The sequence below is a fragment of the Streptococcus sp. 151470009-6 genome, from assembly GCF_053628175.1.
This window is the reverse complement of the sequence record NZ_JBSEZF010000001.1, coordinates 79,353-101,633: the sequence shown is the minus strand read 5'-3', so window position 1 is coordinate 101,633 and position 22,281 is coordinate 79,353. Positions and strand designations below refer to the sequence as shown.

At 41.0% G+C, this 22,281-nt stretch carries 24 protein-coding genes and 1 riboswitch; of the genes, 5 read left to right on the top strand and 19 right to left on the bottom strand.

Annotation, left to right across the window (positions count from 1 at the left end):
- Positions 1 to 89: 89 nt before the first annotated feature.
- The 11 genes from ACUW6H_RS00520 to ACUW6H_RS00470 form a co-directional block, all read right to left on the bottom strand.
- Positions 90 to 746 (bottom strand): CBS domain-containing protein, encoded by a 657-nt coding sequence (locus ACUW6H_RS00520; RefSeq protein WP_000268651.1) that lies wholly within the window; start codon positions 744 to 746, stop codon positions 90 to 92.
- Between the two features lie 390 nt (positions 747 to 1,136).
- Positions 1,137 to 1,847, bottom strand: a complete 711-nt coding sequence (locus ACUW6H_RS00515) for an ABC transporter ATP-binding protein (protein WP_096407828.1) — start codon at positions 1,845 to 1,847, stop codon at positions 1,137 to 1,139.
- Positions 1,847 to 2,611: an ABC transporter ATP-binding protein gene (locus ACUW6H_RS00510; protein WP_001186012.1), complete on the bottom strand. Its 765-nt coding sequence runs from the start codon at positions 2,609 to 2,611 to the stop codon at positions 1,847 to 1,849. Before ACUW6H_RS00510 ends, ACUW6H_RS00515 begins: the two co-directional genes overlap by 1 nt.
- Entirely contained in the window at positions 2,611 to 3,567 is a 957-nt protein-coding gene (locus tag ACUW6H_RS00505; RefSeq protein ID WP_096407831.1) for a branched-chain amino acid ABC transporter permease, read from the bottom strand. Before ACUW6H_RS00505 ends, ACUW6H_RS00510 begins: the two co-directional genes overlap by 1 nt.
- 3 nt (positions 3,568 to 3,570) lie before the next feature.
- Positions 3,571 to 4,440, bottom strand: a complete 870-nt coding sequence (locus tag ACUW6H_RS00500) for a branched-chain amino acid ABC transporter permease (RefSeq protein ID WP_096407833.1) — start codon at positions 4,438 to 4,440, stop codon at positions 3,571 to 3,573.
- A gap of 119 nt (positions 4,441 to 4,559) precedes the next feature.
- Entirely contained in the window at positions 4,560 to 5,720 is a 1,161-nt protein-coding gene (locus ACUW6H_RS00495) for an ABC transporter substrate-binding protein (protein WP_049500092.1), read from the bottom strand.
- 87 nt (positions 5,721 to 5,807) lie between these two features.
- On the bottom strand, positions 5,808 to 6,077 hold the full coding sequence (locus ACUW6H_RS00490; protein ID WP_049536622.1) for a YlbG family protein: 270 nt from the start codon (positions 6,075 to 6,077) through the stop codon (positions 5,808 to 5,810).
- A gap of 78 nt (positions 6,078 to 6,155) precedes the next feature.
- On the bottom strand, positions 6,156 to 6,746 hold the full coding sequence (clpP, locus tag ACUW6H_RS00485) for an ATP-dependent Clp protease proteolytic subunit ClpP (protein WP_000613463.1): 591 nt from the start codon (positions 6,744 to 6,746) through the stop codon (positions 6,156 to 6,158).
- Between the two features lie 173 nt (positions 6,747 to 6,919).
- The gene (gene upp, locus ACUW6H_RS00480) at positions 6,920 to 7,549 is read right to left on the bottom strand and encodes a uracil phosphoribosyltransferase (RefSeq protein ID WP_000515974.1); all 630 of its coding nucleotides are present in this window, start codon (positions 7,547 to 7,549) and stop codon (positions 6,920 to 6,922) included.
- A gap of 87 nt (positions 7,550 to 7,636) precedes the next feature.
- Positions 7,637 to 8,104, bottom strand: a complete 468-nt coding sequence (locus ACUW6H_RS00475; RefSeq protein ID WP_454359081.1) for a deoxycytidylate deaminase — start codon at positions 8,102 to 8,104, stop codon at positions 7,637 to 7,639.
- An 18-nt stretch (positions 8,105 to 8,122) separates the two neighbouring features.
- Positions 8,123 to 8,680: a TetR/AcrR family transcriptional regulator gene (locus ACUW6H_RS00470; RefSeq protein WP_000003897.1), complete on the bottom strand. Its 558-nt coding sequence runs from the start codon at positions 8,678 to 8,680 to the stop codon at positions 8,123 to 8,125.
- A 124-nt stretch (positions 8,681 to 8,804) separates the two neighbouring features.
- Here ACUW6H_RS00470 and ACUW6H_RS00465 point away from each other — a divergent pair, with 124 nt between their 5' ends.
- Genes ACUW6H_RS00465 through ACUW6H_RS00455 form a run of 3 tightly spaced genes read left to right on the top strand, consistent with a single transcriptional unit; the run spans position 8,805 to position 11,496 of the window.
- A complete protein-coding gene (locus tag ACUW6H_RS00465) occupies positions 8,805 to 9,650 on the top strand; it encodes a DegV family protein (RefSeq protein WP_454359078.1) in 846 nt (281 codons plus the stop codon).
- Positions 9,651 to 9,707: 57 nt separating this feature from the next.
- Positions 9,708 to 10,889 carry an NAD(P)/FAD-dependent oxidoreductase gene (locus ACUW6H_RS00460; RefSeq protein WP_454359076.1) on the top strand — a complete coding sequence of 394 codons (1,182 nt, stop codon included), beginning with the start codon at positions 9,708 to 9,710 and terminating at the stop codon, positions 10,887 to 10,889.
- Between the two features lie 13 nt (positions 10,890 to 10,902).
- On the top strand, positions 10,903 to 11,496 hold the full coding sequence (locus tag ACUW6H_RS00455) for a DUF1697 domain-containing protein (RefSeq protein WP_454359074.1): 594 nt from the start codon (positions 10,903 to 10,905) through the stop codon (positions 11,494 to 11,496).
- A 44-nt stretch (positions 11,497 to 11,540) separates the two neighbouring features.
- Here the strand turns inward: ACUW6H_RS00455 and ACUW6H_RS00450 are convergent, their stop codons facing one another.
- Positions 11,541 to 12,281 (bottom strand): MerR family transcriptional regulator, encoded by a 741-nt coding sequence (locus tag ACUW6H_RS00450; RefSeq protein ID WP_454359072.1) that lies wholly within the window; start codon positions 12,279 to 12,281, stop codon positions 11,541 to 11,543.
- 251 nt (positions 12,282 to 12,532) lie between these two features.
- Here ACUW6H_RS00450 and ACUW6H_RS00445 point away from each other — a divergent pair, with 251 nt between their 5' ends.
- Positions 12,533 to 13,873 carry a sodium-dependent transporter gene (locus ACUW6H_RS00445; protein ID WP_454359071.1) on the top strand — a complete coding sequence of 447 codons (1,341 nt, stop codon included), beginning with the start codon at positions 12,533 to 12,535 and terminating at the stop codon, positions 13,871 to 13,873.
- 42 nt (positions 13,874 to 13,915) lie between these two features.
- Here the strand turns inward: ACUW6H_RS00445 and manA are convergent, their stop codons facing one another.
- The 7 genes from manA to ACUW6H_RS00410 all read right to left on the bottom strand — a co-directional run bounded on the left by manA (position 13,916) and on the right by ACUW6H_RS00410 (position 21,123).
- Positions 13,916 to 14,860 (bottom strand): mannose-6-phosphate isomerase, class I, encoded by a 945-nt coding sequence (gene manA / locus ACUW6H_RS00440; protein WP_454359070.1) that lies wholly within the window; start codon positions 14,858 to 14,860, stop codon positions 13,916 to 13,918.
- Between the two features lie 257 nt (positions 14,861 to 15,117).
- Positions 15,118 to 15,378 (bottom strand): SemiSWEET family transporter, encoded by a 261-nt coding sequence (locus ACUW6H_RS00435; RefSeq protein WP_001291473.1) that lies wholly within the window; start codon positions 15,376 to 15,378, stop codon positions 15,118 to 15,120.
- 204 nt (positions 15,379 to 15,582) lie between these two features.
- Entirely contained in the window at positions 15,583 to 15,930 is a 348-nt protein-coding gene (locus tag ACUW6H_RS00430) for a VOC family protein (protein ID WP_454359067.1), read from the bottom strand.
- Positions 15,931 to 16,017: 87 nt separating this feature from the next.
- Positions 16,018 to 17,793, bottom strand: coding sequence for a pyruvate oxidase (gene spxB / locus ACUW6H_RS00425; RefSeq protein ID WP_454359065.1), 1,776 nt, complete (start codon positions 17,791 to 17,793; stop codon positions 16,018 to 16,020).
- 320 nt (positions 17,794 to 18,113) lie between these two features.
- Entirely contained in the window at positions 18,114 to 20,336 is a 2,223-nt protein-coding gene (locus ACUW6H_RS00420) for a heavy metal translocating P-type ATPase (protein WP_454359063.1), read from the bottom strand.
- Between the two features lie 9 nt (positions 20,337 to 20,345).
- Entirely contained in the window at positions 20,346 to 20,717 is a 372-nt protein-coding gene (locus tag ACUW6H_RS00415; protein WP_070656971.1) for a cupredoxin domain-containing protein, read from the bottom strand.
- Positions 20,718 to 20,727: 10 nt separating this feature from the next.
- Positions 20,728 to 21,123, bottom strand: coding sequence for a CopY/TcrY family copper transport repressor (locus ACUW6H_RS00410; RefSeq protein WP_454359061.1), 396 nt, complete (start codon positions 21,121 to 21,123; stop codon positions 20,728 to 20,730).
- Positions 21,124 to 21,306: 183 nt separating this feature from the next.
- A riboswitch (TPP riboswitch) is annotated at positions 21,307 to 21,405 on the top strand.
- A gap of 83 nt (positions 21,406 to 21,488) precedes the next feature.
- On the opposite strand from ACUW6H_RS00410, the gene thiD reads away from it, so the two are divergent.
- On the top strand, positions 21,489 to 22,280 hold the full coding sequence (gene thiD, locus ACUW6H_RS00405; protein WP_454359059.1) for a bifunctional hydroxymethylpyrimidine kinase/phosphomethylpyrimidine kinase: 792 nt from the start codon (positions 21,489 to 21,491) through the stop codon (positions 22,278 to 22,280).
- The last annotated feature ends 1 nt before the right edge of the window (position 22,281 follow it).

Genomic DNA, 22,281 nt, shown 5'->3' with positions numbered 1-22,281 from the left:
TTTATTATACCATAATCTCTCATTTCTTTCCATATTTTGCTTTTTTATGCTTTTATTGCCCAACAAAAAGAGGCTCTAAAGCCTCTGGTTTAAAGGATTTTTGCAGAGGTTCGAGCAATCTCCTCTACTTGAATTCCTTCTCTTTCAAATTTTTCTTTTAAGGAATCTAGGTCAATCATTCCATCAATTTGAACCTCAATGACAACCTTACCATCCTTACGAGGGATATTAACTGTGTGAGAAATATTCAAATTTTCCTCAACAATCAAGGTCACGATTTTTCCTAAAACTCCGACCTCGTTTTCCGTAATAAAACGAACACGAATCCCTTCTTCTCCATAACCAGCGATTTCCAAAAAGGCTTGGAAGACATCGCGGTCCGTAATCACTCCATATACCTGCTGGTTATCAACAACCGGTAAAATGCCAATCTTGTTTTTCAACATCAGGTAGGTCGCATCCTCTAGGCTTGCGTATCCAGAAACTGTCACAACATCCCGAATCATGACGTCTTTAACTTTAGTCTTATTGAGAAGATAATTCATCTCGTAGATAGAAAGACTGGTTGCTTTAGACGGACTTGCCTCTGCGATGGTTCCTTCTGTAACAAGACCAACCAATTGATCATTTTCGATAACAGGTAAACGGTGCAAGCCTTGCTCGCGCATCAAATCTGCTGCGTGTGCTACAGTCGTATCAGGACTGATATAAACTACCTTGCGTGTCATAAAATCTTTAACTGCCATGAGACTTCTCCTTCTCTATTTCTACTTTCATTATACACTTTCTTAGACAATCAATCAAACGCTTTCAGATCTTTTAAAAATTCTAAAAAAGCTAATCTCTTACAAAAAAGAGCTCTGATTTCGAGCTCTGTGAATGAGGGATTAACAATCCTCATTCGGTTTTATTTCATCACTTAGGAAATTGCTACGCAATCTCCATCCACAACCTAGACTGGTCTCCCAGACTAAAGGAGAATTGCATACGCAATTCTTATCCGCCGACTAAAACAATCCACTGGTTCTGATGATTGCTACGCAATCTCTATCTTCCGACTAAAAAGGTCCCCCGGACGTTAGGGGAATTGCTTTTGCAATTCTCATCCGCCGACTAAAACAATCCACTGGATTGTTTTAGCCACCTAGATATGCTTTTCTGACTTCGTCTGATGCTGCGAGTTCTTTTCCTGTTCCCGATAGGACAATCTCACCTGTTTCAAGTACATAACCTCGATCAGAGATAGCAAGGGCCTTGTTAGCGTTCTGTTCAATTAGGAGAACCGTTGTTCCCTGCTTCTGGATATCTTGAATAATATCAAAAATTTCTTGGATAAAGATCGGAGCCAGTCCCATTGACGGCTCGTCCAAAAGGAGAAGTTTAGGTGTAGACATGAGGGCACGTCCCATAGCAAGCATCTGTTGCTCACCACCAGATAGAGTTGCCGCATCTTGGTTTTTACGCTCTTCAAGACGAGGGAAACGCGAAAAGACTTTTTTCAAGTTAGCTTGATTTTCTTCACGATTTTTCTTTAAAAAGGCTCCCATTTCTAAGTTTTCCATAACAGTCAGGCCTGGAAAAACATGGCGTCCCTCAGGTACTTGTGAAAGGCCAGCAGCCACGATTTTTTGCGCTGGCAACTTTTGAATTTCTTTGCCTAAAAACTGAATTTTTCCAGCACTTGGACGAACCAGACCTGAAAGGGTACGAAGAATAGTTGTTTTACCCGCACCATTAGCACCAATCAAGGAAACAACTTCACCTTCATTAACCTTGAAACTTACATCACGAACCGCTTGGATCATACCGTAATGCACAGAGAGGTTTTCAACTTTTAACATAGACATTAGGCTTCACCTCCTAGATAAGCTTCGATAACACGTTTGTCGTTCTTGATCTCATCCGGAGTCCCATGAGCAATCAACCGACCATATTCAAGAACATAGATACGCTCAGTGACTTCCATAACCAAATTCATGTCGTGTTCGATGAGCATGATGGTAATTTTAAATTCATCTTTGATACGACGGATCAATTCTGTCAATTCAGCTGTTTCTTGTGGGTTCATCCCAGCTGCAGGTTCATCCAAAAAGAGGATTTTAGGTTCTGTTGCCAGAGCACGAACGATTTCTAATCGACGTTGTTGACCATAGGCCAGATTCTTCGCAAAAGTATCTGCGTCACCATCCAAATCAAAGATCTTCAGCAAGTCCAAAGCTTTGCTTTTTAATTCTTCTTCATTCTTATAAAAAGCTGGTAGGCGTAGAAAGCTCGCAAGGACATGTTGTTTATGATGATTGCTAAACGCAATCAAAACATTTTCCAAAACTGTCAAGTCCTTGAACAAACGAATATTTTGGAAAGTACGACTGAGTCCAAGTGAAGCAATCTTATAGGGAGTTTTCCCATTTAGGAGGTGACCATCTAGAGTCACAGTACCTTCACTTGGTTCATAAACACCAGTCAAGAGATTGAAAAGGGTTGTTTTACCAGCGCCGTTTGGTCCGATCAAACCAACCAATTCTCCCTCGTTCAATTCAAGAGTGACATCTCCAACAGCTGTTAGACCGCCAAAATGTTTGGTTAACTGTTTAACTTCAAGTAATGCCATTAGTTTTGTCCCTCCTTCTTAGATTTTTTAAAGAAACGTGATAGACTCAATTCCCATGTTCCAAGGAGTCCGCCTGGTCTGAAAATCATGACCAATACAAGGGCCAAAGCGTAGATAATCATACGTACGCTAGCTACATCTTGAAGGAGCATATTTAAAATTCCTAAAACAATCGCTGAAACGATGGTACCAGTAATAGATCCAAGTCCACCAAATACAACGATAATCAACACGTTGATGGAATTAATAAAAGTGTAATCTTTTGGGACAACAGAACCGATAAAACCGGCCTGAAGTGAACCAGCAATACTTGCTGTAATGGCACCAAAGACAAAAGCGATAATCTTGATCTTTGTAGTGTTTACCCCAACGGACTCAGCAGCAATCTCATCCTCACGAACAGATAGAGTAGAGCGTCCAATTGGACTACGTAAGAAGTTGAGAGTTGCAATAGTTGTGATCACCACAAATAGATAAACCATTTGCCAGTTGGTAAAGTTTGGAATACCCAAGATACCAGCGGCACCGTTGGTCAAACTTCCACCATTAATGATAAAGATACGAATGATTTCTGAAACACCTAGTGTCGCAACAGCCAGGTAGTCACCCTTCAAACGGAGTGTTGGAATCCCAACGAGCAAAGCAACTGCACCAGAAATCAAGGCGCCCAAGAGCATTGCACCAAAGAAGGCTCCATAGGTTGGTGATTTTGAGCCAACAATCGCTGCTGCATAAGCCCCAATTGCCATAAAACCTGCATGACCAAGTGAGAATTGTCCTGAAAAACCAACGATTAAGTTCAAACCTACTGCAAGGATGATATTAATCCCAATTTGTTCTAAAATTTGTACATGGAATAGATTGAGAACACCAGCAGAAACCAGTACGCTAATCAATCCATAACCCGCTAACAGAAGGAATAACCAGAGAATATTTACTTTAAGATTTGTCTTCATTGTTTACACCTTCTCTTTCACATTCTTACCAAGGATACCCGCAGGTCGAACAATCAGAATCAAAAGCAAAATTCCATATACGATAGCATCACGGAAATCAGACATACCGAAGGCAGTTGCAAAAGTTTCCAACAAGCCAATAACAAATCCCCCTAGAGCTGCACCAGGAATAATCCCGATACCACCAAGTACAGCTGCAACGAATGATTTTAGACCTGGAGTCACACCCATCAAAGGTTCAAGAGAGTTGTAGTAAAGGGCAATGAGGACACCTGCTGCACCAGCAAGAGCTGAACCCAAAGCAAAGGTAAAACTGATTGTACGATTTACATTAATTCCCATCAATTGAGCTGCATCACTATCAACTGATACAGCACGCATCGCTTTCCCCATTTTTGTTTTTTTGACGATCAATTGCAATAAAACCATTAACAATATAGAAACTGTTAAAATCATCAATTGAACATTTGTCAAGCTAATTGGCCCAAAATCAAAGCGAATTGTTTCAATCGCTTGAGGGAAAGCACGAGTATTGGCACCTACTAGATAAACCATCCCATATTCCAGTAGGAAGGACACTCCGATGGCAGTAATCAATACAGAAATACGTGTAGAGTTTCGCAGAGGACGGTAGGCAAGAAATTCGATCACAACACCAAGTAGTGCAGTTCCCGCCATTGAAATAATTAAAGCTAAAAAGAAATTCATTTGGAAAGAATTAATCAAAAAGTAACCAATAAAGGCACCCATCATATAAATATCACCGTGGGCGAAGTTAATGAGTTTGATAATTCCATAAACCATGGTATAACCTAGGGCCAAAAGTGCATAAACACTACCCAGAATTAGACCATTCACAAGTTGTTGGAGCATAGCATTCACTCTTTTCTATCCTTATTTTTTAGAAAATTTCATTATTTTCACAAGTTCATAAACACCGAAACAGGGAGTGAGTCAAAGGCTCATTCCCCATTTCAAGTACTATTCTAATGTTATGGTTTTACAACTTCTGCTTCTTCAACTTTACCATTGTTCATGGTCATCATGTAAGCAGTTTTCACTGTATTGTGGTCAGCATCAAAGCTTGTTTGACCAGTTACACCATCAAAATCTTTGGTTTTAGCAAGGTTGTCCTTGATTTCACCTGAGTTTTTAGCACCTTTTGCAGCATTTGCTACTAGGTAAACTGAGTCATAGGCTAAAGCTGAGAATGTTGAAGGTTCTTCGTTGTATTTAGCACGGTATGCTTCAAGGAAAGCTTTAGCTTTTGCAGAAACATCAACAGTAGTTGAGAATCCTGAGATGAAGTAAATGTTTGATGCTCTTTCAGCAGTTGCTTGTTGAACAAATTCTTCACCGTTAAATCCATCACCACCAATGATTGGTTTATCAATTCCCATTCCACGAGCTTGGTTTACAATTTTACCAGCTTCTGTGTAGTAACCTGGAACTACGATAGCGTCAAACTCTTTCCCTTTCATTTTAGTAAGGGCTGCTTGGAAGTCAGTATCACCTGCTACAAACGTTTCATCTGCTACAATCTCACCCTTATAGGATTCGCGGAATGATTTAGCAATACCTTTAGCATAGTCACTAGCATTATCAGTATAAAGAACAACCTTCTTAGCATTCAATTTGTTTGTTACATAGTTAGAAATAATCTTCCCTTGGAAGCTATCTTGGAATGTTCCAATAAATAAGTAATCTTGACCTTTAGTCAAACCGTCTTGAGTAGCACTTGGTGAAATCAATGGCACTCCAGCTTTAGTAGCGTTAGCTACAGCTGCAGCAGTTGCACCAGATGTCGCAGGTCCTACAATAGCTGCTACTTTTGATTGGGTAACAAGGTTTGTTGTAACAGAAGCTGCTTCAGCAGTTTCTGACTTGTTGTCTTTGTCTACAACTTCGATTTGTTTTCCATCGATTCCACCTGCAGCGTTGATTTCGTCTACAGCAAGTTGGGCACCTTTTTGTTCAGCTGTACCGTAAGCAGCTACAGCACCTGTCTCTTCAAAGTTAAAACCGATTTTGATTGTTTTTTCGTCTACTGGATTTCCAGTTGTGTTTGACGCTCCTGATTTAACTTCACCACATGCAGCAAGAAGGGCCACACTAGCAAGAGCCACAAAAGATAGGGCAAATTTTTTCTTCATTTTTAATCTCCTTATAGTCGTTTCAAAAATTGTATGTTAAGAATATACCGAATTATCAGAAAATTGTCAATACATTTATTTATTTTTTTAAATGATAACGTTTTCTTCGTTACGATAGAGATTGCCAACAAAGGGAGTCTCTAACTCTTGAATATGACAAGGCCTTACCTTTTTGATAAATCGTTCCTTAGCTAATTTCTCAACCAAGCTTTCTAGATTCTCAGTCGGAACATAAAGTTGCAGGTAGCGATGCTTTTTAGAATGATAGAAAATGTCTCCATATTCCTGTAGTTTTTTCGCATCTCTATTATAGTAGAGATAGATGATTAATCCTGATCGATTTGTTTTTTCAAACATGAGGAAGCCTCTTTCTAAGAAATCTTATCCTATTATATCAAAAAAAGCAAACTCCGTCGAGTTTGCTTTCATGCATTATTAGTTCAAAGAATTGTTAGCCATGATTTCATCAATAAAGCCATATTCAAGTGTTTCTTGGGCACTCATCCAGTAATCACGTTCCGCATCTGCATGAATCTGTTCAACTGATTTACCAGAGTTATCTGCAAGGATTTTTTCCAAGGTCTTACGGGTTTTGAGCAAGTGTTCTGCAGCGATTGCCATATCTGTTTGTTGGGTACCACCACCGGTTCCACCCATTGGTTGGTGAATCATGTACTCTGCATTTGGAAGCATGAAGCGTTTGCCTTTTGCTCCACTTGATGCAATAACAGTCCCCATAGATGCAGCCATTCCCATCACGATGGTTTGGACATCTGCCTTGATAAAGTTCATAGTATCAACGATTGCCAAACCAGCTGAAACAGAGCCTCCAGGTGTGTTGACATAAAGGTAAATATCTTTTGTACTGTCTTGGGCATCCAAGAAGAGCAACTGGGCAATAACGGAGTTGGCCATATTGTCTTCGACTGGACCTGTTAGCATGATGATGCGGTCTTTCAGAAGACGAGAGTAAATATCATAGGAACGTTCTCCACGGCTTGTTTGTTCGATAACTACAGGAATCATTTATTTCTCCTTTTAACTTTTATTTTTGTTAGTCACATGACTGAAGTTATGACTATTATAATATTTTGGTCAAAAAAGGTCAAATCTTTGCTCTATTACCTAAACAGAAACAAAAACTCAACCTCCTTTCAAGTCAAAAACGAACTTCTAGTTTCAATATTTACTTTGGAATTTTATTTAGTACCAAACAAGCGGTCTCCAGCATCTCCAAGACCTGGAACGATATAACCGTGTTCGTTCAAGCGTTCATCCAAGGCTGCAGTAAAAATTTCTACATCTGGATGTGCTTCTTGGAGAGCTTTCACTCCTTCTGGAGCAGATACTAGGCAGACAAACTTTATATTTGAAGCACCACGTTTTTTAAGGGAATCTACAGCCAAGATAGCTGAACCACCTGTTGCCAACATTGGGTCCACTACAAAGATTTGACGTTGGTCAATGTCCTCAGGCAATTTCACCAAGTATTCAACTGGTTGAAGGGTTTCTTCATCACGGTACATACCAATGTGCCCAACTTTCGCTGCTGGAACCAAGCTCAATAGTCCATCGACCATTCCGATACCTGCACGCAAAATTGGGACAATCGCCAATTTTTTACCAGCCAATTGTTTTTGAACTGTTTTTGTGATTGGTGTTTCGATTTCCACATCTTCAAGTGGAAGATCACGAAGTACTTCATATCCCATCAACATTGCAATCTCATCTACGAGCTCACGAAAAGCTTTTGTAGAAGTGTCTGTACGACGCAAGATTGACAACTTGTGTTGAATAAGTGGATGATTAATGACTTCAATTTTTCCCATTTTCTGAATTCCTTCTTTCAATTTATTCTTCTCATTATACCAAAAAATGGTTTAAAAATCTCTCTAAACCATTCATTTTTTTTAATTCTAAATTAAATTGGCTTCCTGGATAGCTCCTTGAACAGTCTCAAGTGGTAAATGGGTCAGCTCGGTCTCTTTTTCTTGATAGAGGTATTTGGCATAGTCATCCATACGGTACTGGTTGATATAGACTACACGTTTGCAACCGACTTGTAAGAGTTGTTTTGTACAGTTCAGACAAGGGAAATGGGTCACATAAGCTGTAAATCCTTTCGGAACCCCTCGCTCGGCTCCTTGTAAAATGGCATTGACCTCGGCGTGAAGGGTTCGGACACAGTGTCCTTCAATAACTAGACATTCATGGTCAATACAGTGCTCAGTTCCTGATACAGAACCATTGTAGCCTGTTGAAATGACCTTATTATCCTTTACTAGGACAGCTCCCACCTTGGCACGTTTGCAGGTCGAACGATTGGCAATCAGTAAGGCTTGAGCCGCAAAGTACTCATCCCAAGCCAGTCTTTTTTCTGTCATAAGTCTTCTCCTTATCCCCTATTTTTTGAAAAATGGCAAGCGTAAATCCGCAATTTTTTCAGCTGGAACCTTCATTCCATCCTTGATCCATTTGAGTAGAACCGATACGATGGCAGAACTCCAAAAGGAATGAAGGTAGCTGCTGACGCCTTTTGATTTTCCGTGGTATTTTTCCAGAAATTCCTGCATAGCTTGGACAAAAATCTTTTCCAAGTGGTAGTCCAAAGCAAGTTGGATAACCTTAGCTTCTTTCTTGGCTGCCCGAAAAAGATGAACCCAGACCAGATAAAGATCCGTTTTGACATCGTAATGGCTCAACTGTTCCATGATATTGTGAACACTGCGTTTAAAGACGCTTTCCAAAATCTCTTCTTTGGAGTCATAATTTCGATAGAAGGCAGCACGAGAAACGCCCGCCCGTTTGACCAGCTCTGAAATGCTGATCTTGGCTAAGTCTTTTTTTTCCAGAAGTTGCAAAAGAGCCGTCTCAATCGCTTCTCTGGTCAAGAAATTGGATTCTTGATTTGATTTTCTGAGATTTTCAAGTGATTTTTCAGATATTTTGCGTTCAGACATAACAATTTCTTTCTACTTGTGACAACAGAGAGGTGGTACTTTTGTTTCAAGGGCTTTCATGATATAATTGTAAAAAAAGACAGAACCTTTGTCAATGTATAAGTGACAAAGATGGAGAATTTCTATGACTTGGAAGATTGTAGCTGACTCTGGTTGTGATTATCGTCAACTGCCTACTCTTGCTATCGATACTGAATTTGTGAGTGTTCCTTTAACCATTCAAGTAGCTGATCAGGTCTTTATCGATGATGCCAATCTCGACATTGACCACATGATGGAAACTATGTATGCAACTTCTGAAGCTTCAAAATCAGCATGTCCTAGCCCTGATGATTACTTGCGTGCTTTCGAAGGCGCCAAACATATTTTTGTGGTGACGATCACTGGAACTCTCTCTGGTAGCCACAATAGTGCACAATTAGCTAAAAACATTTATCTTGAAGAACACCCTGACATTCAGATTCATGTAATCGACAGCTTATCAGCTGGTGGGGAAGTTGACTTGATCGTTGAAAAAATCAATGCCTTGATTGACCAAGGACTTTCTTTTGAAGAAGTGGTTGAAGTTATTACTACTTATCAAGAAAAAACTAAGTTGTTGTTCGTTCTTGCCAAGGTTGATAACCTGGTTAAGAACGGTCGCTTGAGCAAGCTTATCGGTACTGTTGTCGGGCTTCTCAATATCCGTATGGTTGGTGAAGCAAGTGAAACTGGAACCTTGGAACTTCTCCAAAAGGCTCGTGGTGCTAAAAAATCTCTTCAGGCTGCCTATGAAGAACTCATCAAGGCTGGTTATGCTGGAGGCCGTATCGTCATGGCTCATCGCAGCAATGAAAAATTCTGTCAGCAATTGTCAGAACGCTTGCTGGAAACATTCCCCCAAGCTGAAATTAAGATTCTTCCAACTTCTGGACTTTGTAGTTTCTATGCAGAAGATGGCGGTTTGTTGATGGGATATGAAATTAACTAAGATTATGAGCAACAAGAGATGCCAAGCATCTCTTGTTTTTTGTGGTACAATAGAGCTATGAAACATTTTGATACTATTGTCATCGGTGGAGGGCCTGCTGGCATGATGGCTACCATTTCCAGTAGCTTTTATGGTCAGAAAACTCTTCTCATCGAAAAAAATCGGAAACTCGGAAAAAAATTAGCTGGTACTGGTGGTGGCCGTTGCAATGTCACCAATAACGGAAGCTTAGATGACCTTCTGGCTGGAATTCCTGGTAACGGGCGCTTTCTATACAGTGTCTTCTCCCAGTTTGATAACCATGATATCATCAACTTTTTCACGGAAAACGGTGTTAAACTCAAGGTTGAAGACCACGGCCGCGTCTTTCCTGCCAGCGACAAATCTCGGACTATTATCGATGCGCTGGAAAAGAAAATCGCTGAGCTAGGAGGACAAGTTCTCACTCAAACTGAAATTGTTTCGGTTAAAAAAATAGATGACCAGTTTGTCCTTAAGTCCGCAGACCAAACCTTCACTTGTAATAAACTGATTGTCACAACAGGTGGTAAGTCTTATCCTTCGACTGGTTCGACTGGTTTTGGTCACGAGATTGCTCGCCATTTTAAGCACACCATTACCGAGCTTGAAGCTGCTGAAAGTCCTTTATTAACGGATTTTCCACATAAGTCCTTACAGGGGATTTCCCTAGATGACGTGACCCTAAGCTATGGCAAGCATGTCATCACTCATGATCTGCTCTTTACCCACTTTGGTTTGTCAGGTCCTGCTGCCCTACGTATGTCTAGCTTTGTCAAAGGCGGGGAGGTTCTCTCTCTCGATATCTTGCCTCAACTTTCTGAGAAGGACTTGGCTGCATTTCTAGAAGATAATCGGGAAAAATCCTTGAAAAATGCTTTAAAAACCTTGCTTCCGGAACGCTTGGCAGAATTTTTGGTGCAAGGCTATCTTGAAAAAGTCAAACAACTAACTGAAAAAGAACGCGAGCAACTACTCCAGTCTATCAAGTCTCTCAAAATTCCTGTCACTGGTAAAATGTCATTGGCTAAGTCCTTTGTCACCAAAGGAGGCGTCAGTCTTAAGGAAATCAATCCTAAAACCCTTGAAAGTAAGCTGGTATCTTGCCTCCACTTTGCTGGCGAGGTACTGGATATCAATGCCCACACGGGTGGCTTTAACATCACTTCTGCCCTCTGTACCGGCTGGGTGGCAGGCTCCAATCCAATAAATACCAAATAAGAAAGGAAGTCCTTTGGAACATATTATTTTACTAAGAGGCGTTACTCCTAATGGAAAAAATGCTATCCCGAAAATGTCTTATTTGGTAGATATTTTGACAGAAGCTGGTTTTCAACACGTTCGAACCTATATTCAAAGTGGGAATATCATTCTTGAGAGTGACTCAGATTTAGAAGAAATACGAGAACACGTTCGAACCTATATTCAAAGTGGGAATATCATTCTTGAGAGTGACTCAGATTTAGAAGAAATACGAGAACGCGTTCATACTTTGATACAGGAAAAAATTGGGGCCGACTTAAAAATGGTTATCAAGAATAAGAACGATTTTGAAAAGATTGTTCATGAGAATCCATTTAAAGAAGACTATCTTCATGATCGTGTGCATGTAATTCTTTATCAAGGACTTATCCAAAGTCTGCCACTAGAAAAATTGAAAACTGACTACGGCGAGGAAGAAATCTGTGTAGGCGATTACTGTCTCTACCTCTATCTTCCTAGAACTGCAAAACAAAAAAAGCTCAATACCAACTATCTTGAAAAATTGTTTGGCGTGGTTCTGACCATGCGAAAGTTAAACGTAGTTGAAAAACTATTAACCAAATAGTACTTGAAACCAGAAAAAATCAGCAGAGGTAACTCCGCTGATTTTTATTTTGTCTGTGTCTGAACGTAAGCTGCAATGGCATCTGATGTGTACTGGGCTGTTCCAGGTCCAAACTTGTCAATGTTTTCCTTAAACTCTGGGTTGTAGACGTATCCTTTTCCGATATGACCGAAGACTTCAATAGAGCAGTCAAATCCATAAGTACGAATGGCTTGCAAGAGCTTGGCTGCTTGCTCTTGGTTTTCGGCTGCTGTTGCAGGTAAACCAGCTTGAAGATTTTGTGCCAAAGTTTGAAAGACTTGGTTAAAGGCGGCCGTAGACTCATCTTCACGACCTTTTTGTCGCTCGAGGGCTTGATCCATGACTTCGTGCCCATATTTCTCTATCGCTTCTTGGTGGTATTTTTGGTTGTCTTGATAGCTAAATCCCGTGAATTTTTCCTCAATGGTCATTTTTCTTTCTCCTTTTTGTTCTTGAATGGTTTTTTGCAAGGTGGAAATCAAGGTATCTAGATGTTGCCTTTCTCGAGTCAAATAGTCCAACTGTCTAGTCAAGTGAGGCAACAAATCTGATCTATCTTCCTTTAACAGCTCTGCTATTTTTTCTAAAGAAAAACCTAGATATTTATAGTAAAGAATGACTTGAAGGCGTTCCAAATCCTCTTGACTGTAGGTTCGATAGCCGTTTTCCGACTTCAAGGGAATCAAGAGTCCTATCTTGTCATAGTGGTGCAGGGTCTTGACAGAGACACCTGTAAGCTGCGCAGCTTCTTTTATATGGTACATGATTTCCTCCTTACAAGAATAGTATAAACCCTCCCCTTAGGTCAGAGTCAAGCGTTTTTGCGAAACATTTTTAACTTTTTGTGAAAGGTGTGAAAACTTGAAAATGGTTTTCTTGACAGACATTAGAAAACATGATAGGATAGTCAAGTCTATCAATCAAACAGAAGGCTCATAAAGAGCCATTGAGAGAAGGCTATTTGACAACTCAAGTAGCCTTTTCTTATTTTAAAAAACGAGATTGGAGTTTAACTATGTCAGAAAAATCGCAATGGGGCTCGAAACTTGGCTTTATTCTAGCATCTGCTGGTTCAGCCATCGGTCTTGGTGCCGTTTGGAAGTTTCCCTACATGACTGCTGCAAATGGCGGTGGAGGCTTTTTACTGGTCTTTCTCATTTCTACCATTTTAATCGGTTTCCCGCTCTTGCTTGCTGAGTTCGCCCTAGGCCGTAGCGCTGGTGTTTCAGCAATTAAAACCTTTGGAAAACTTGGCAAGAATAGCAAGTACAACTTTATCGGTTGGATTGGTGCCTTTGCCCTCTTTATCCTCTTATCTTTCTACAGTGTTATTGGAGGATGGATTTTAGTCTATCTAGGCATTGAGTTTGGGAAATTGTTCCAGCTTGATGGAACAGGTGATTATGCTCAGTTATTCACTTCAATCATTTCAAATCCAGCCATTGCTCTAGGGGCTCAAGCTTCCTTTATCTTGTTGAATATCTTTATTGTATCACGTGGGGTCCAAAAAGGGATCGAAAGAGCTTCGAAAGTCATGATGCCCCTGCTCTTTATCATCTTTGTCGTGATCATTGGGCGCTCGCTCAGCTTGCCAAATGCCATGGAAGGGGTTCTTTACTTCTTAAAACCAGACTTTTCAAAACTGACCAGTGCTGGTCTCCTCTATGCTCTGGGACAATCTTTCTTTGCCCTCTCACTAGGGGTTACAGCCATGCTGACCTATGCTTCTTACTTAGACAAGAAAACCAATCTGGTCCAATCAGGGATTTCCATTGTAGCCATGAACATCTCGGTATCCATCATGGCAGGTCTAGCCATTTTCCCAGCCATGTCAGCCTTCAATATCCAGTCTGAAGGGGGACCAAGCCTACTCTTTATCGTCTTGCCTCAACTCTTTGACAAGATGCCCTTTGGAACCATTTTCTACATCCTTTTCCTCTTGCTCTTCCTTTTTGCGACGGTCACTTCTTCAGTCGTCATGCTGGAAATCAATGTGGGCAATGTCACCAATCAGGACAACAGCAAGCGTGCTAAATGGAGTACCATTTTAGGGATTTTGACCTTTATTTTTGGAATTCCTTCAGCCCTATCTTACGGTGTCATGGCGGAAGTTCACATTTTTGGAAAGACCTTCTTTGACGCTATGGATTTCTTGGTTTCCAACCTTCTCATGCCTTTCGGTGCTCTCTGCTTGTCTCTTTTTACAGGCTATATTTTCAAGAAGGCCCTTGCCATGGAGGAACTGCATCTTGATGAAAGAACATGGAAACAGGGACTTTTCCAAGTCTGGCTTTTCCTCCTTCGTTTCATCATTCCAATTATCATCATTGTGGTCTTTATCGCCCAATTTATGTAATCAAAAAGGACTTGAGTAGTGAACTCAGGCCCTTTCTTTTTTTTATGGATGACTGACAATCAATTCCAGCCCTTGCCCTTCTAGGATCCAAGTTTCAACATCACTTGGTAGGATAAAGTGGCTCCCTTTTTGAATCGGGTAGTTTTTCCCTTCAACAATAAGCTGACCTTGACCAGCCAAGACACTAAACAAGCTGTAGTCAGCAGTCTTTTCAAAATCAACTTTTTCAGTGATTTCCCACTTGTAAACGACGAAGAAATCATTGGATACAAGGAGAGTTGAACACAAATCATCAGCTTTGACTGTTACAGGACGGCTATTTGCTGGTTCACCAATGTTCAAGACATCGATGGATTTTTCAAGGTGAAGTTCACGCAAGTTGCCATTGTCATCCTTACGGTCAAAGTCATAGACACGATAGGTTGTATCACTAGACTGTTGGGTTTCAAGAATCAAGATTCCCGCCCCGATAGCGTGCATGGTTCCACTTGGTACATAGAAGAAATCTCCAGCCTTAACAGGGACTTTTGTTAATAGACCATCCCAGTCTTTAGCTTCGATTTGCTGACGGAGTTCTTCTTTTGACTTGGCATTGTGACCATAGATAATCTCTGAACCTTCGTCTGCTGCGATGATATACCAGCATTCTGTTTTTCCAAGTTCGCCTTCATGCTCTAGTCCATAGGCATCGTCTGGGTGAACTTGAACACTGAGCCAGTCGTTGGCATCGAGAATTTTAGTTAAGAGAGGAAATACTGGTTCTGGACGGTTGCCAAACAACTCACGGTGTTCCGCATACAAAGTAGCAAGGTCTGCTCCCTCAAAGCGCCCATTAGCGACCTTAGAAACTCCATTTGGGTGAGCTGAGATAGCCCAGTATTCCCCGATTTTTTCACTTGGAATGTCGTAACCAAACTCATCACGTAGCTTGGTTCCACCCCAGATTTTTTCTTGCATAACTGATTGTAAAAATAATGGTTCTGACATGTCGATCTCCTGTCTGATTTTTCTCCCCTCATTATAGCAAAAAAAGAGTTCGAATTGAACTCTTTTTCCTATCTTATAAAGTAGGGAGAAGATTTTGTAAAAATAGTAACGAAACAATCTTTTACTTGATGGAGGAAACCCTAAAGCAGCACTCAGAAAGCAAGCTGTCAACGGCTGTTTTCCTCAACTCTCATTAGACTTTCTTTACTTGAGAATCTATTTTTATGTACAAAAAAAGACTGAAACCAGTCTTCTTTTTAAATCAATGCCGTGATAGCCGTTACTAGACCAAAAACGATACCCGGTGCATTCGCTGCCGCAAGTGGAATATCTCTTTCCTTTTTGAAAAGACCGTAGTAAACCCAGAGACTACAGTTGATGGCTGCAACCAAGGGTTGTATGAAATTTCCTTTTTGACCAGCCAGGTTGTTCATGATTTGTGGGAAGTAAGAGACATACATCATAACGGACATGAAGGTCGCTACCCAACCCAAAATTTTCATTTGTTTTTCAGACATTTTCAAAACCTTTTTCATTTTTATGAATCATATTTTATAATCTTTTTTCAAAACAATCAAGACTTTGAAGCTTTTGTTATGAAGATGTAAACTATCACAATCTTGTGATAAGAAAAAGACCGGATTGCTCCGATCTTTCAATAGTTCCTATTCTCACATTCTGTTTCAAGAATGATTAAGGTTAACTTCAAATGACTAATCGTCCTATTTCATACGATAAAAGTCAATCACTAGGCCAGCAGGGCCTTTAACTAATAAGGACTCTGTTCCCCAATCCGTTTCAGAAGGACCGTATAAAATCTCAGTACCAAGCTCTTTCAATCGTTGGTAGTTCTGCTCTACATCCTCAACCTCGATGTGAAGAATGATTCCTGACTGAAAATTGTTCAAATGAATCAAATGATTCTCTGACAACATAAGACAGTGACTGCCAATCGTGAACTGAGCAAAACTGTTATCAACATAGTCCGCCTTTTTATCCAAGATACTCTCTAATTCAGCACAGACCTGGGGAACTTCTGACACGATAATATCTAATTGATTTAAATTCATTTACTATCCTCCACAAAAAGACCGGATTGCTCCGATCTTTTTAAGTTTCTCTCTATGAAAATCAAAGATTAAATTCGACGAGAGAAATTATTTGATTGCGCGTGATTGCAACCCTTCTTCTTCCAAGAAGAGGCGGAATGGTACAAGTTCTTCTGCTTCGTATTTTTCCTTGAAGGCTTTGATTGCTTCTTCTGAGTGAAGTTTTGGATCCAATTCAAGTACTTCTACTGGAAGTGGACGGTGTTGAGTGATGTGAGCATCGATAACAACAGTTTTACCTTCTTTGTTCAATTTAACAGCTTCTGCAACAACTGCATCGATGTCTTCGATACGGTCAACTGTAAATCCAACAGCTCCTTGAGCTTCAGCGATTTTCGCATAGTCAGCATTAGGGAAGTCACAACCAAACAAGTGTTTGTTTGTGTCTTCGTATTTGTCCTTGATGAAGGCATATTTACCATTTGAGAAGACAACGTTGATAACTGGAAGGTCGTATTGAACGTTTGTGATAACGTCTGGGTAGCACATGTTGAATGCACCGTCACCCATGATGTTCCATACTTGGCGATCTGGATTGTCTTTCTTAGCAGCGATACCACCAGGAAGGGCAATACCCATTGTCGCAAAGAGTGGAGATGTACGCCACATGTTCTTAGGTGTCATATGAAGGTGACGAGTAGATGTTTGAGTAGTGTCACCTACGTCGATTGAGTAGATAGCGTCTTGGTCAGCATGTTTGTTGATAGCATTGTAGACTTGGTACAATTGCAATTCACCCTCAGTTTTACCTTCGAGTTTGTTCATGTAATCACGCCAGTTTTGGTTGTTCTTAACGTTTGCACGCCACCATGGAGTAGACTCAACTGGGTTTACCTTATCAAGGATAGCTTGTGCTGCTTGACCTGCATCACCAAGGATAGAAGCGTCAAGGGCATGACGTTTACCAAGTTTGTAAGGGTCGATATCAACTTGGATGAATTTTTCAGTGTTCTTGAAGGCTTCGTAAACTTCAGCAAACGGGAAGTTTGAACCAAGGAAAAGAACTGTGTCTGCTTCGAAGACCACTTCGTTGGCTGGTTTCCAACCAACACGGTAAGCAGAACCTGTCAACCCTTCGTAGTTCCATTCGAAAGCTTCAAAGTTTTTACCAGTTGTGATGATTGGTGCTTTGATTTTACGTGACAACTCAGTAATCACTTCACCAGCTTTGACACCACCGTAACCAGCGTAGATAACTGGACGTTCAGCCTTGTTCAAGATTTCAACAGCTTTGTTGATTTCAACTTCGTTCAATGCAGGAGCGATGAATGAACGCTCGTATGAACCTGAACCGTAGTATGAGTTTTCATCGATTTCTTGGAAACCGAAGTTTACTGGGATTTCAACAACAGCTGGACCTTTTTTAGAAACTGCAGCACGGCAAGCTTCGTCAATAACTTTTGGCAATTGTTCAGCGTAAGCTACACGTTTGTTGTAGACAGCTACTCCGTGGTACATTGGGTTTTGGTTAAGCTCTTGGAAAGCATCCATGTTGAGTTCGTTAACTGGACGTGATCCAAGGATAGCAAGGAATGGAGTGTTGTCCATAGCTGCATCGTAAACACCGTTAATCAAGTGAGTCGCACCTGGACCACCTGAACCTACTGCAACCCCGATTGAGCCACCAAATTTAGCTTGCATAACCGCAGCAAGAGCACCTGTTTCTTCGTGGCGAACTTGCAAGAAGCGGATATCTTTGTCTTCAGCCAAAGCGTCCATCAATGAGCTGAGTGTTCCTGATGGGATACCGTAGATTGTGTCTACGCCCCATGTTTTCAATACGTTGAGCATTGCTGCTGATGCAGTAATTTTCCCTTGAGTCATTATAACTCTCCTTCAAATATTTTTAAAATTTGATTCATCCGTTTTCATATACTAATTGGAAACGTTTCAGCAAATTTTTACTCTACTACTTTACCATAATTGTTTTTTGTCTCCTAAAAATGTGCTCAGAAGTTTTTATTCTCTATTACAGTACAGTTTGAAAGCGTTTTTCAGAACTGTTTTATAATACTCAATGAAAATTAAAGAGCAAACTAGGAAACTACCCGCAGGTTGCTCAAAGCACAGCTTTGAGGTTGCAGATAAAGTTGACGTGGTTTGAAGAGATTTTCGAAGAGTATAAAAAGCGGGTAAGCCCGCTTTTAGTCTATCTTAGTAACGTTTAACATGAGTGAACTGATCAAAACAGATACAGAACTAAAGGCCATGGCTAGACCAGCCAGTTCTGGATTGAGAACGAGACCAATTCCTGAAAAGACTCCTGCTGCAATCGGAATTCCGATGACATTGTAGATAAAGGCCCAGAAAAGATTGAGCAAGATACGATGAAAAGTTTTCTTACTCATATCAAGGGCGCGAACCACTCCTAGGAGGTTATTAGTTGTCAACACCAAATCTGCTGACTCGATGGCAATATCTGTTCCAGCTCCCATAGCAATTCCCACATCCGCTACACTGAGGGCAGGAGCGTCATTGATACCATCACCAACAAAGGCTACTTTGCCAGCTTGTTGCAGTTTATGGATTTCATGGGCTTTTTCTTCTGGCAATACACCTGCAATGACCTCTTCAATGCCAATCTGATCTGCAATGGCATGCGCCACGCCAGCATTATCCCCTGTCAGCATGACTGTTTTAAGACCTCGTTTTTTCAACTGACTGATGGCAAGCTTAGCATTTTCCTTAGGAATATCTTGTAGTGCAAGCAAGCCTTTGATTTCATTGTCAACAGCCAAGAACACAACTGTCTTAGCTTCTTTTTCTAGTTCTTCAAGTTTTTCTTGATAATTGCTTGAAATATCCATACCATCTAGCATTTTAGCATTTCCAAGTAAGACTTGTTTCCCATTGATTTGCCCTGAGACACCTTTTCCGTGCAAGGCTTGGAAATTTTCAACAGTTTGAATCTCAAGTCCAGCTTCACTCGCTCTTTTGACAATAGCCTGAGCCAGTGGGTGCTGAGAGGCTTCTTCTAAAGAAGCTGCTAAGCCAAGTACTTCTGTCTCATCGCCAATGATATCAGTGACCACTGGTTTTCCTTCTGTCAAAGTTCCTGTCTTATCAAAGACGAGAGTTTTGACTTTCTGGATTTCCTGTAAGACGGTTCCATTCTTGAGGAGAACGCCCATTTTGGCACTACGCCCAGTTCCCACCATGAGAGCCGTTGGTGTTGCGAGTCCCAAGGCACAAGGACAAGCGATAATCAAAACTGCCACCCCATAAAGGAGAGAAGTCACAAAGCTAGCCCCAAGTAAGACAAACCAAACCCAAAAAGTCAGAATCGCTAAAATGACGACTGCTGGGACAAAAATCCCTGAAATCTTATCCGTCAAATCCTGAATTGGTGCTCGGCTAGTCTGGGCTTTCTTCACAAAGTCCACAATCTGAGCCAAAACTGTCTCTGAACCAACTTTTTCTGCTTTAAAAACCAGTGTTCCGCTATTATTGATAGTGGAGCCAATGACGGTATCTCCAACTGTCTTGTCTACCGGCAGGCTTTCACCTGTCACCATGGATTCATCAATACTGGACACACCTTCTACTACGACCCCATCAACCGCAATCTTTTCACCTGGTCGTACTCGAATCAGGTCACCTACCTTGACTTGCTCCAAGGGGACTTGAACATAGCGATCATCACGCAAGACTTCTGCAGTTTTAGCCTGCAAGTCCAGTAATTTCTCCACAGCTTGGGAAGTATTTTTTCGCATTTTTTCCTCAAAAACTGCTCCCAAAAGAACAAAGAAGAGGATAAATCCAGCACTTTCAAAGTAAACGGGGAGACCAGCGAAGAGGGCAACTAAGCTATAGAGATAGGCCACTAGGGTTCCAAGAGCCACCAAGGTATCCATATTGGCATTGTGCTTTTTAAAGCTGGCCCAAGCGCTTTGGATATAGGGACCACCTGCTACTAGCATAATGGGTGTTGTGGCTAGAAAGGTTCCCCAATGCATGACTTGGTGACTAATGCTGCCTGTCAACATCCCAACCATGAGAAACACAAGAGGAAGAGTAAAAATACTAGTAATCCAAAAACGTTGTAGGAGGGATAGAGATTTTCGAGTCTTCTCAACTACGGTGTAGCTTCCCTTTTGCATCTTCATGCCACATGAGAATTCATGCTCACCCAACTCTTGAGGTGTAAAACGAATTGTCTTCTCTTCATCCACGCCGATTGGTTCCAAGATGTCTTCTTCTTCAAAAAGGATTTCCTTGTAACAGTTTGAAGGAGTTATACGATGAAAGGTAATTTCAGCGGGAATCCCTTTTTGAAGCTGAATATGGGCTGGATGGTAGCCTTTGTCTGCCGTGATACGGATTTTTTGAACACCATTTTCAAGACTTGCTTTTACGATTTCAGTCATATCATTCTCCTATTCTACAATCATCTTACCGTGCATCATATTCATGCCACAAGAGAAACCATACTCTCCAGCCTGTTCAGGTGTGATTTCCACTACATACTCTTCACCCATAGGCAGGTCCGCATGCACTCCAAAATCTGGGAAAACAATCTGATCTAGGCAGGGTGAAGGGTCCTTACGGTCGAAGACGATACGGGCTGGCACTGATTTCTTGAGAATAATCAACTCAGGCGTATAGCCCCCCATGACCTCCACACGAATCTCTTGGTAGTCCTTTTTTTGCTGGGCCTTTTGTCCAGATTTTTCAGGCTTTTTGAAAAACCAAAACAAGATAAACGCTATAAGGGCAATACAAATAATGGTTACAATACTATTTAACATGACGTCTCCTTTACATACAATTACATCTTACTTCTGTTACAGCGCTAACTTTCTTCTCAGAAATCACAGCTTCTAAGTCTTCCAAGTCAGCCAGAGTAAAATCACATTCCATAATCAAATCAGCCAACAAGTTCTTAATCCTACGGGAACAAACCTTGTCTTTGATATCTTGGACAAGCAAATCCCGACTTTGGTCCAAAGTTAAAAGAGCCGAATAGACAAAGGACTTGCCTTCTTTTTTCCTTGTCAGACACTCTTTCTCAACCAAACGAGCCAAAAGAGTTTGAATGGTTGACTTGGACCAGTCGAACCGCTCCGCTAAAACCCTGATCAAATCGCTACTGGTCTGTTCCCCTTGCATCCAAATAATCTTCATGACCTGCCATTCTGCATCTGAAATCTGCATAATCACACCTCCTAAATCTACATTTGTCGATCACAGTCATTAGTATACTCCGAAAATCTACATTTGTCAACTATAATTTTTATTATTTTTTCGAAAAATAGAATAATAATCATGTAACGAGAGATTTTCAGTCAAATTTCACTATATAAACTATAAAAATATGCTATACTGTAGAAAAAAGAAAACAACCACTAGGGGTGCGTAAAGCTGAGATTAACGACTGTTAGATCCCTTTGACTCAATCTAGGTAATGCTAGCTGATGGAAGTGGAAATGATAATGAGGACTACTTGTCTTCTATTGCTTTCCTGAAACAGACTAGCTTGTTCTTAAGAATACAAACTTCAGTTGGTTGGGAGGTTTTAGATGACTTATTTACCCGTTGCTCTAACCATTGCAGGAACTGACCCTAGTGGCGGTGCAGGCATTATGGCTGATTTAAAGTCGTTCCAAGCTAGAGATGTCTATGGAATGGCCGTTGTGACAAGTCTTGTCGCTCAAAATACCAGAGGCGTTCAATTAATCGAGCACGTCTCCAACCAAATGCTGGAAGCTCAATTGGAGAGCGTCTTTTCGGATATCAAGCCTCAGGCTGTAAAAACAGGGATGTTGGCAACTACTGAAATCATGGAGATCATCCAACCCTATCTTAAAAAGCTGGACTGTCCCTATGTGCTTGACCCTGTTATGGTCGCTACGAGTGGGGACACCCTGATTGATTCCAGTGCCAGAGACTACCTAAAAACAAATCTGCTTCCCCTTGCGACCATTATCACGCCCAATCTTCCTGAGGCAGAAGAGATTGTTGGTTTTTCGATTAATGATACAGAAGACATGCAGCGTGCTGGTCGCCTGATTATAAAAGAATTTGGTCCTCAGTCCGTTGTTATCAAAGGTGGCCATCTTGAAGGTGGTGCCAAGGATTTCCTCTTTACCAAGGAGGAGCAATTTGTCTGGGAAAGTCCAAGAATTCAAACTTGTCACACCCATGGTACTGGATGTACCTTTGCTGCTGTGATTACGGCTGAACTAGCCAAGGGCAGAAGTCTTTACCAGGCAGTTGATAAGGCCAAGGCCTTTATCACGAAAGCCATCCAAGACGCTCCTCAACTCGGACATGGTTCTGGCCCAGTCAACCATACAACTTTTAAAGATTAAG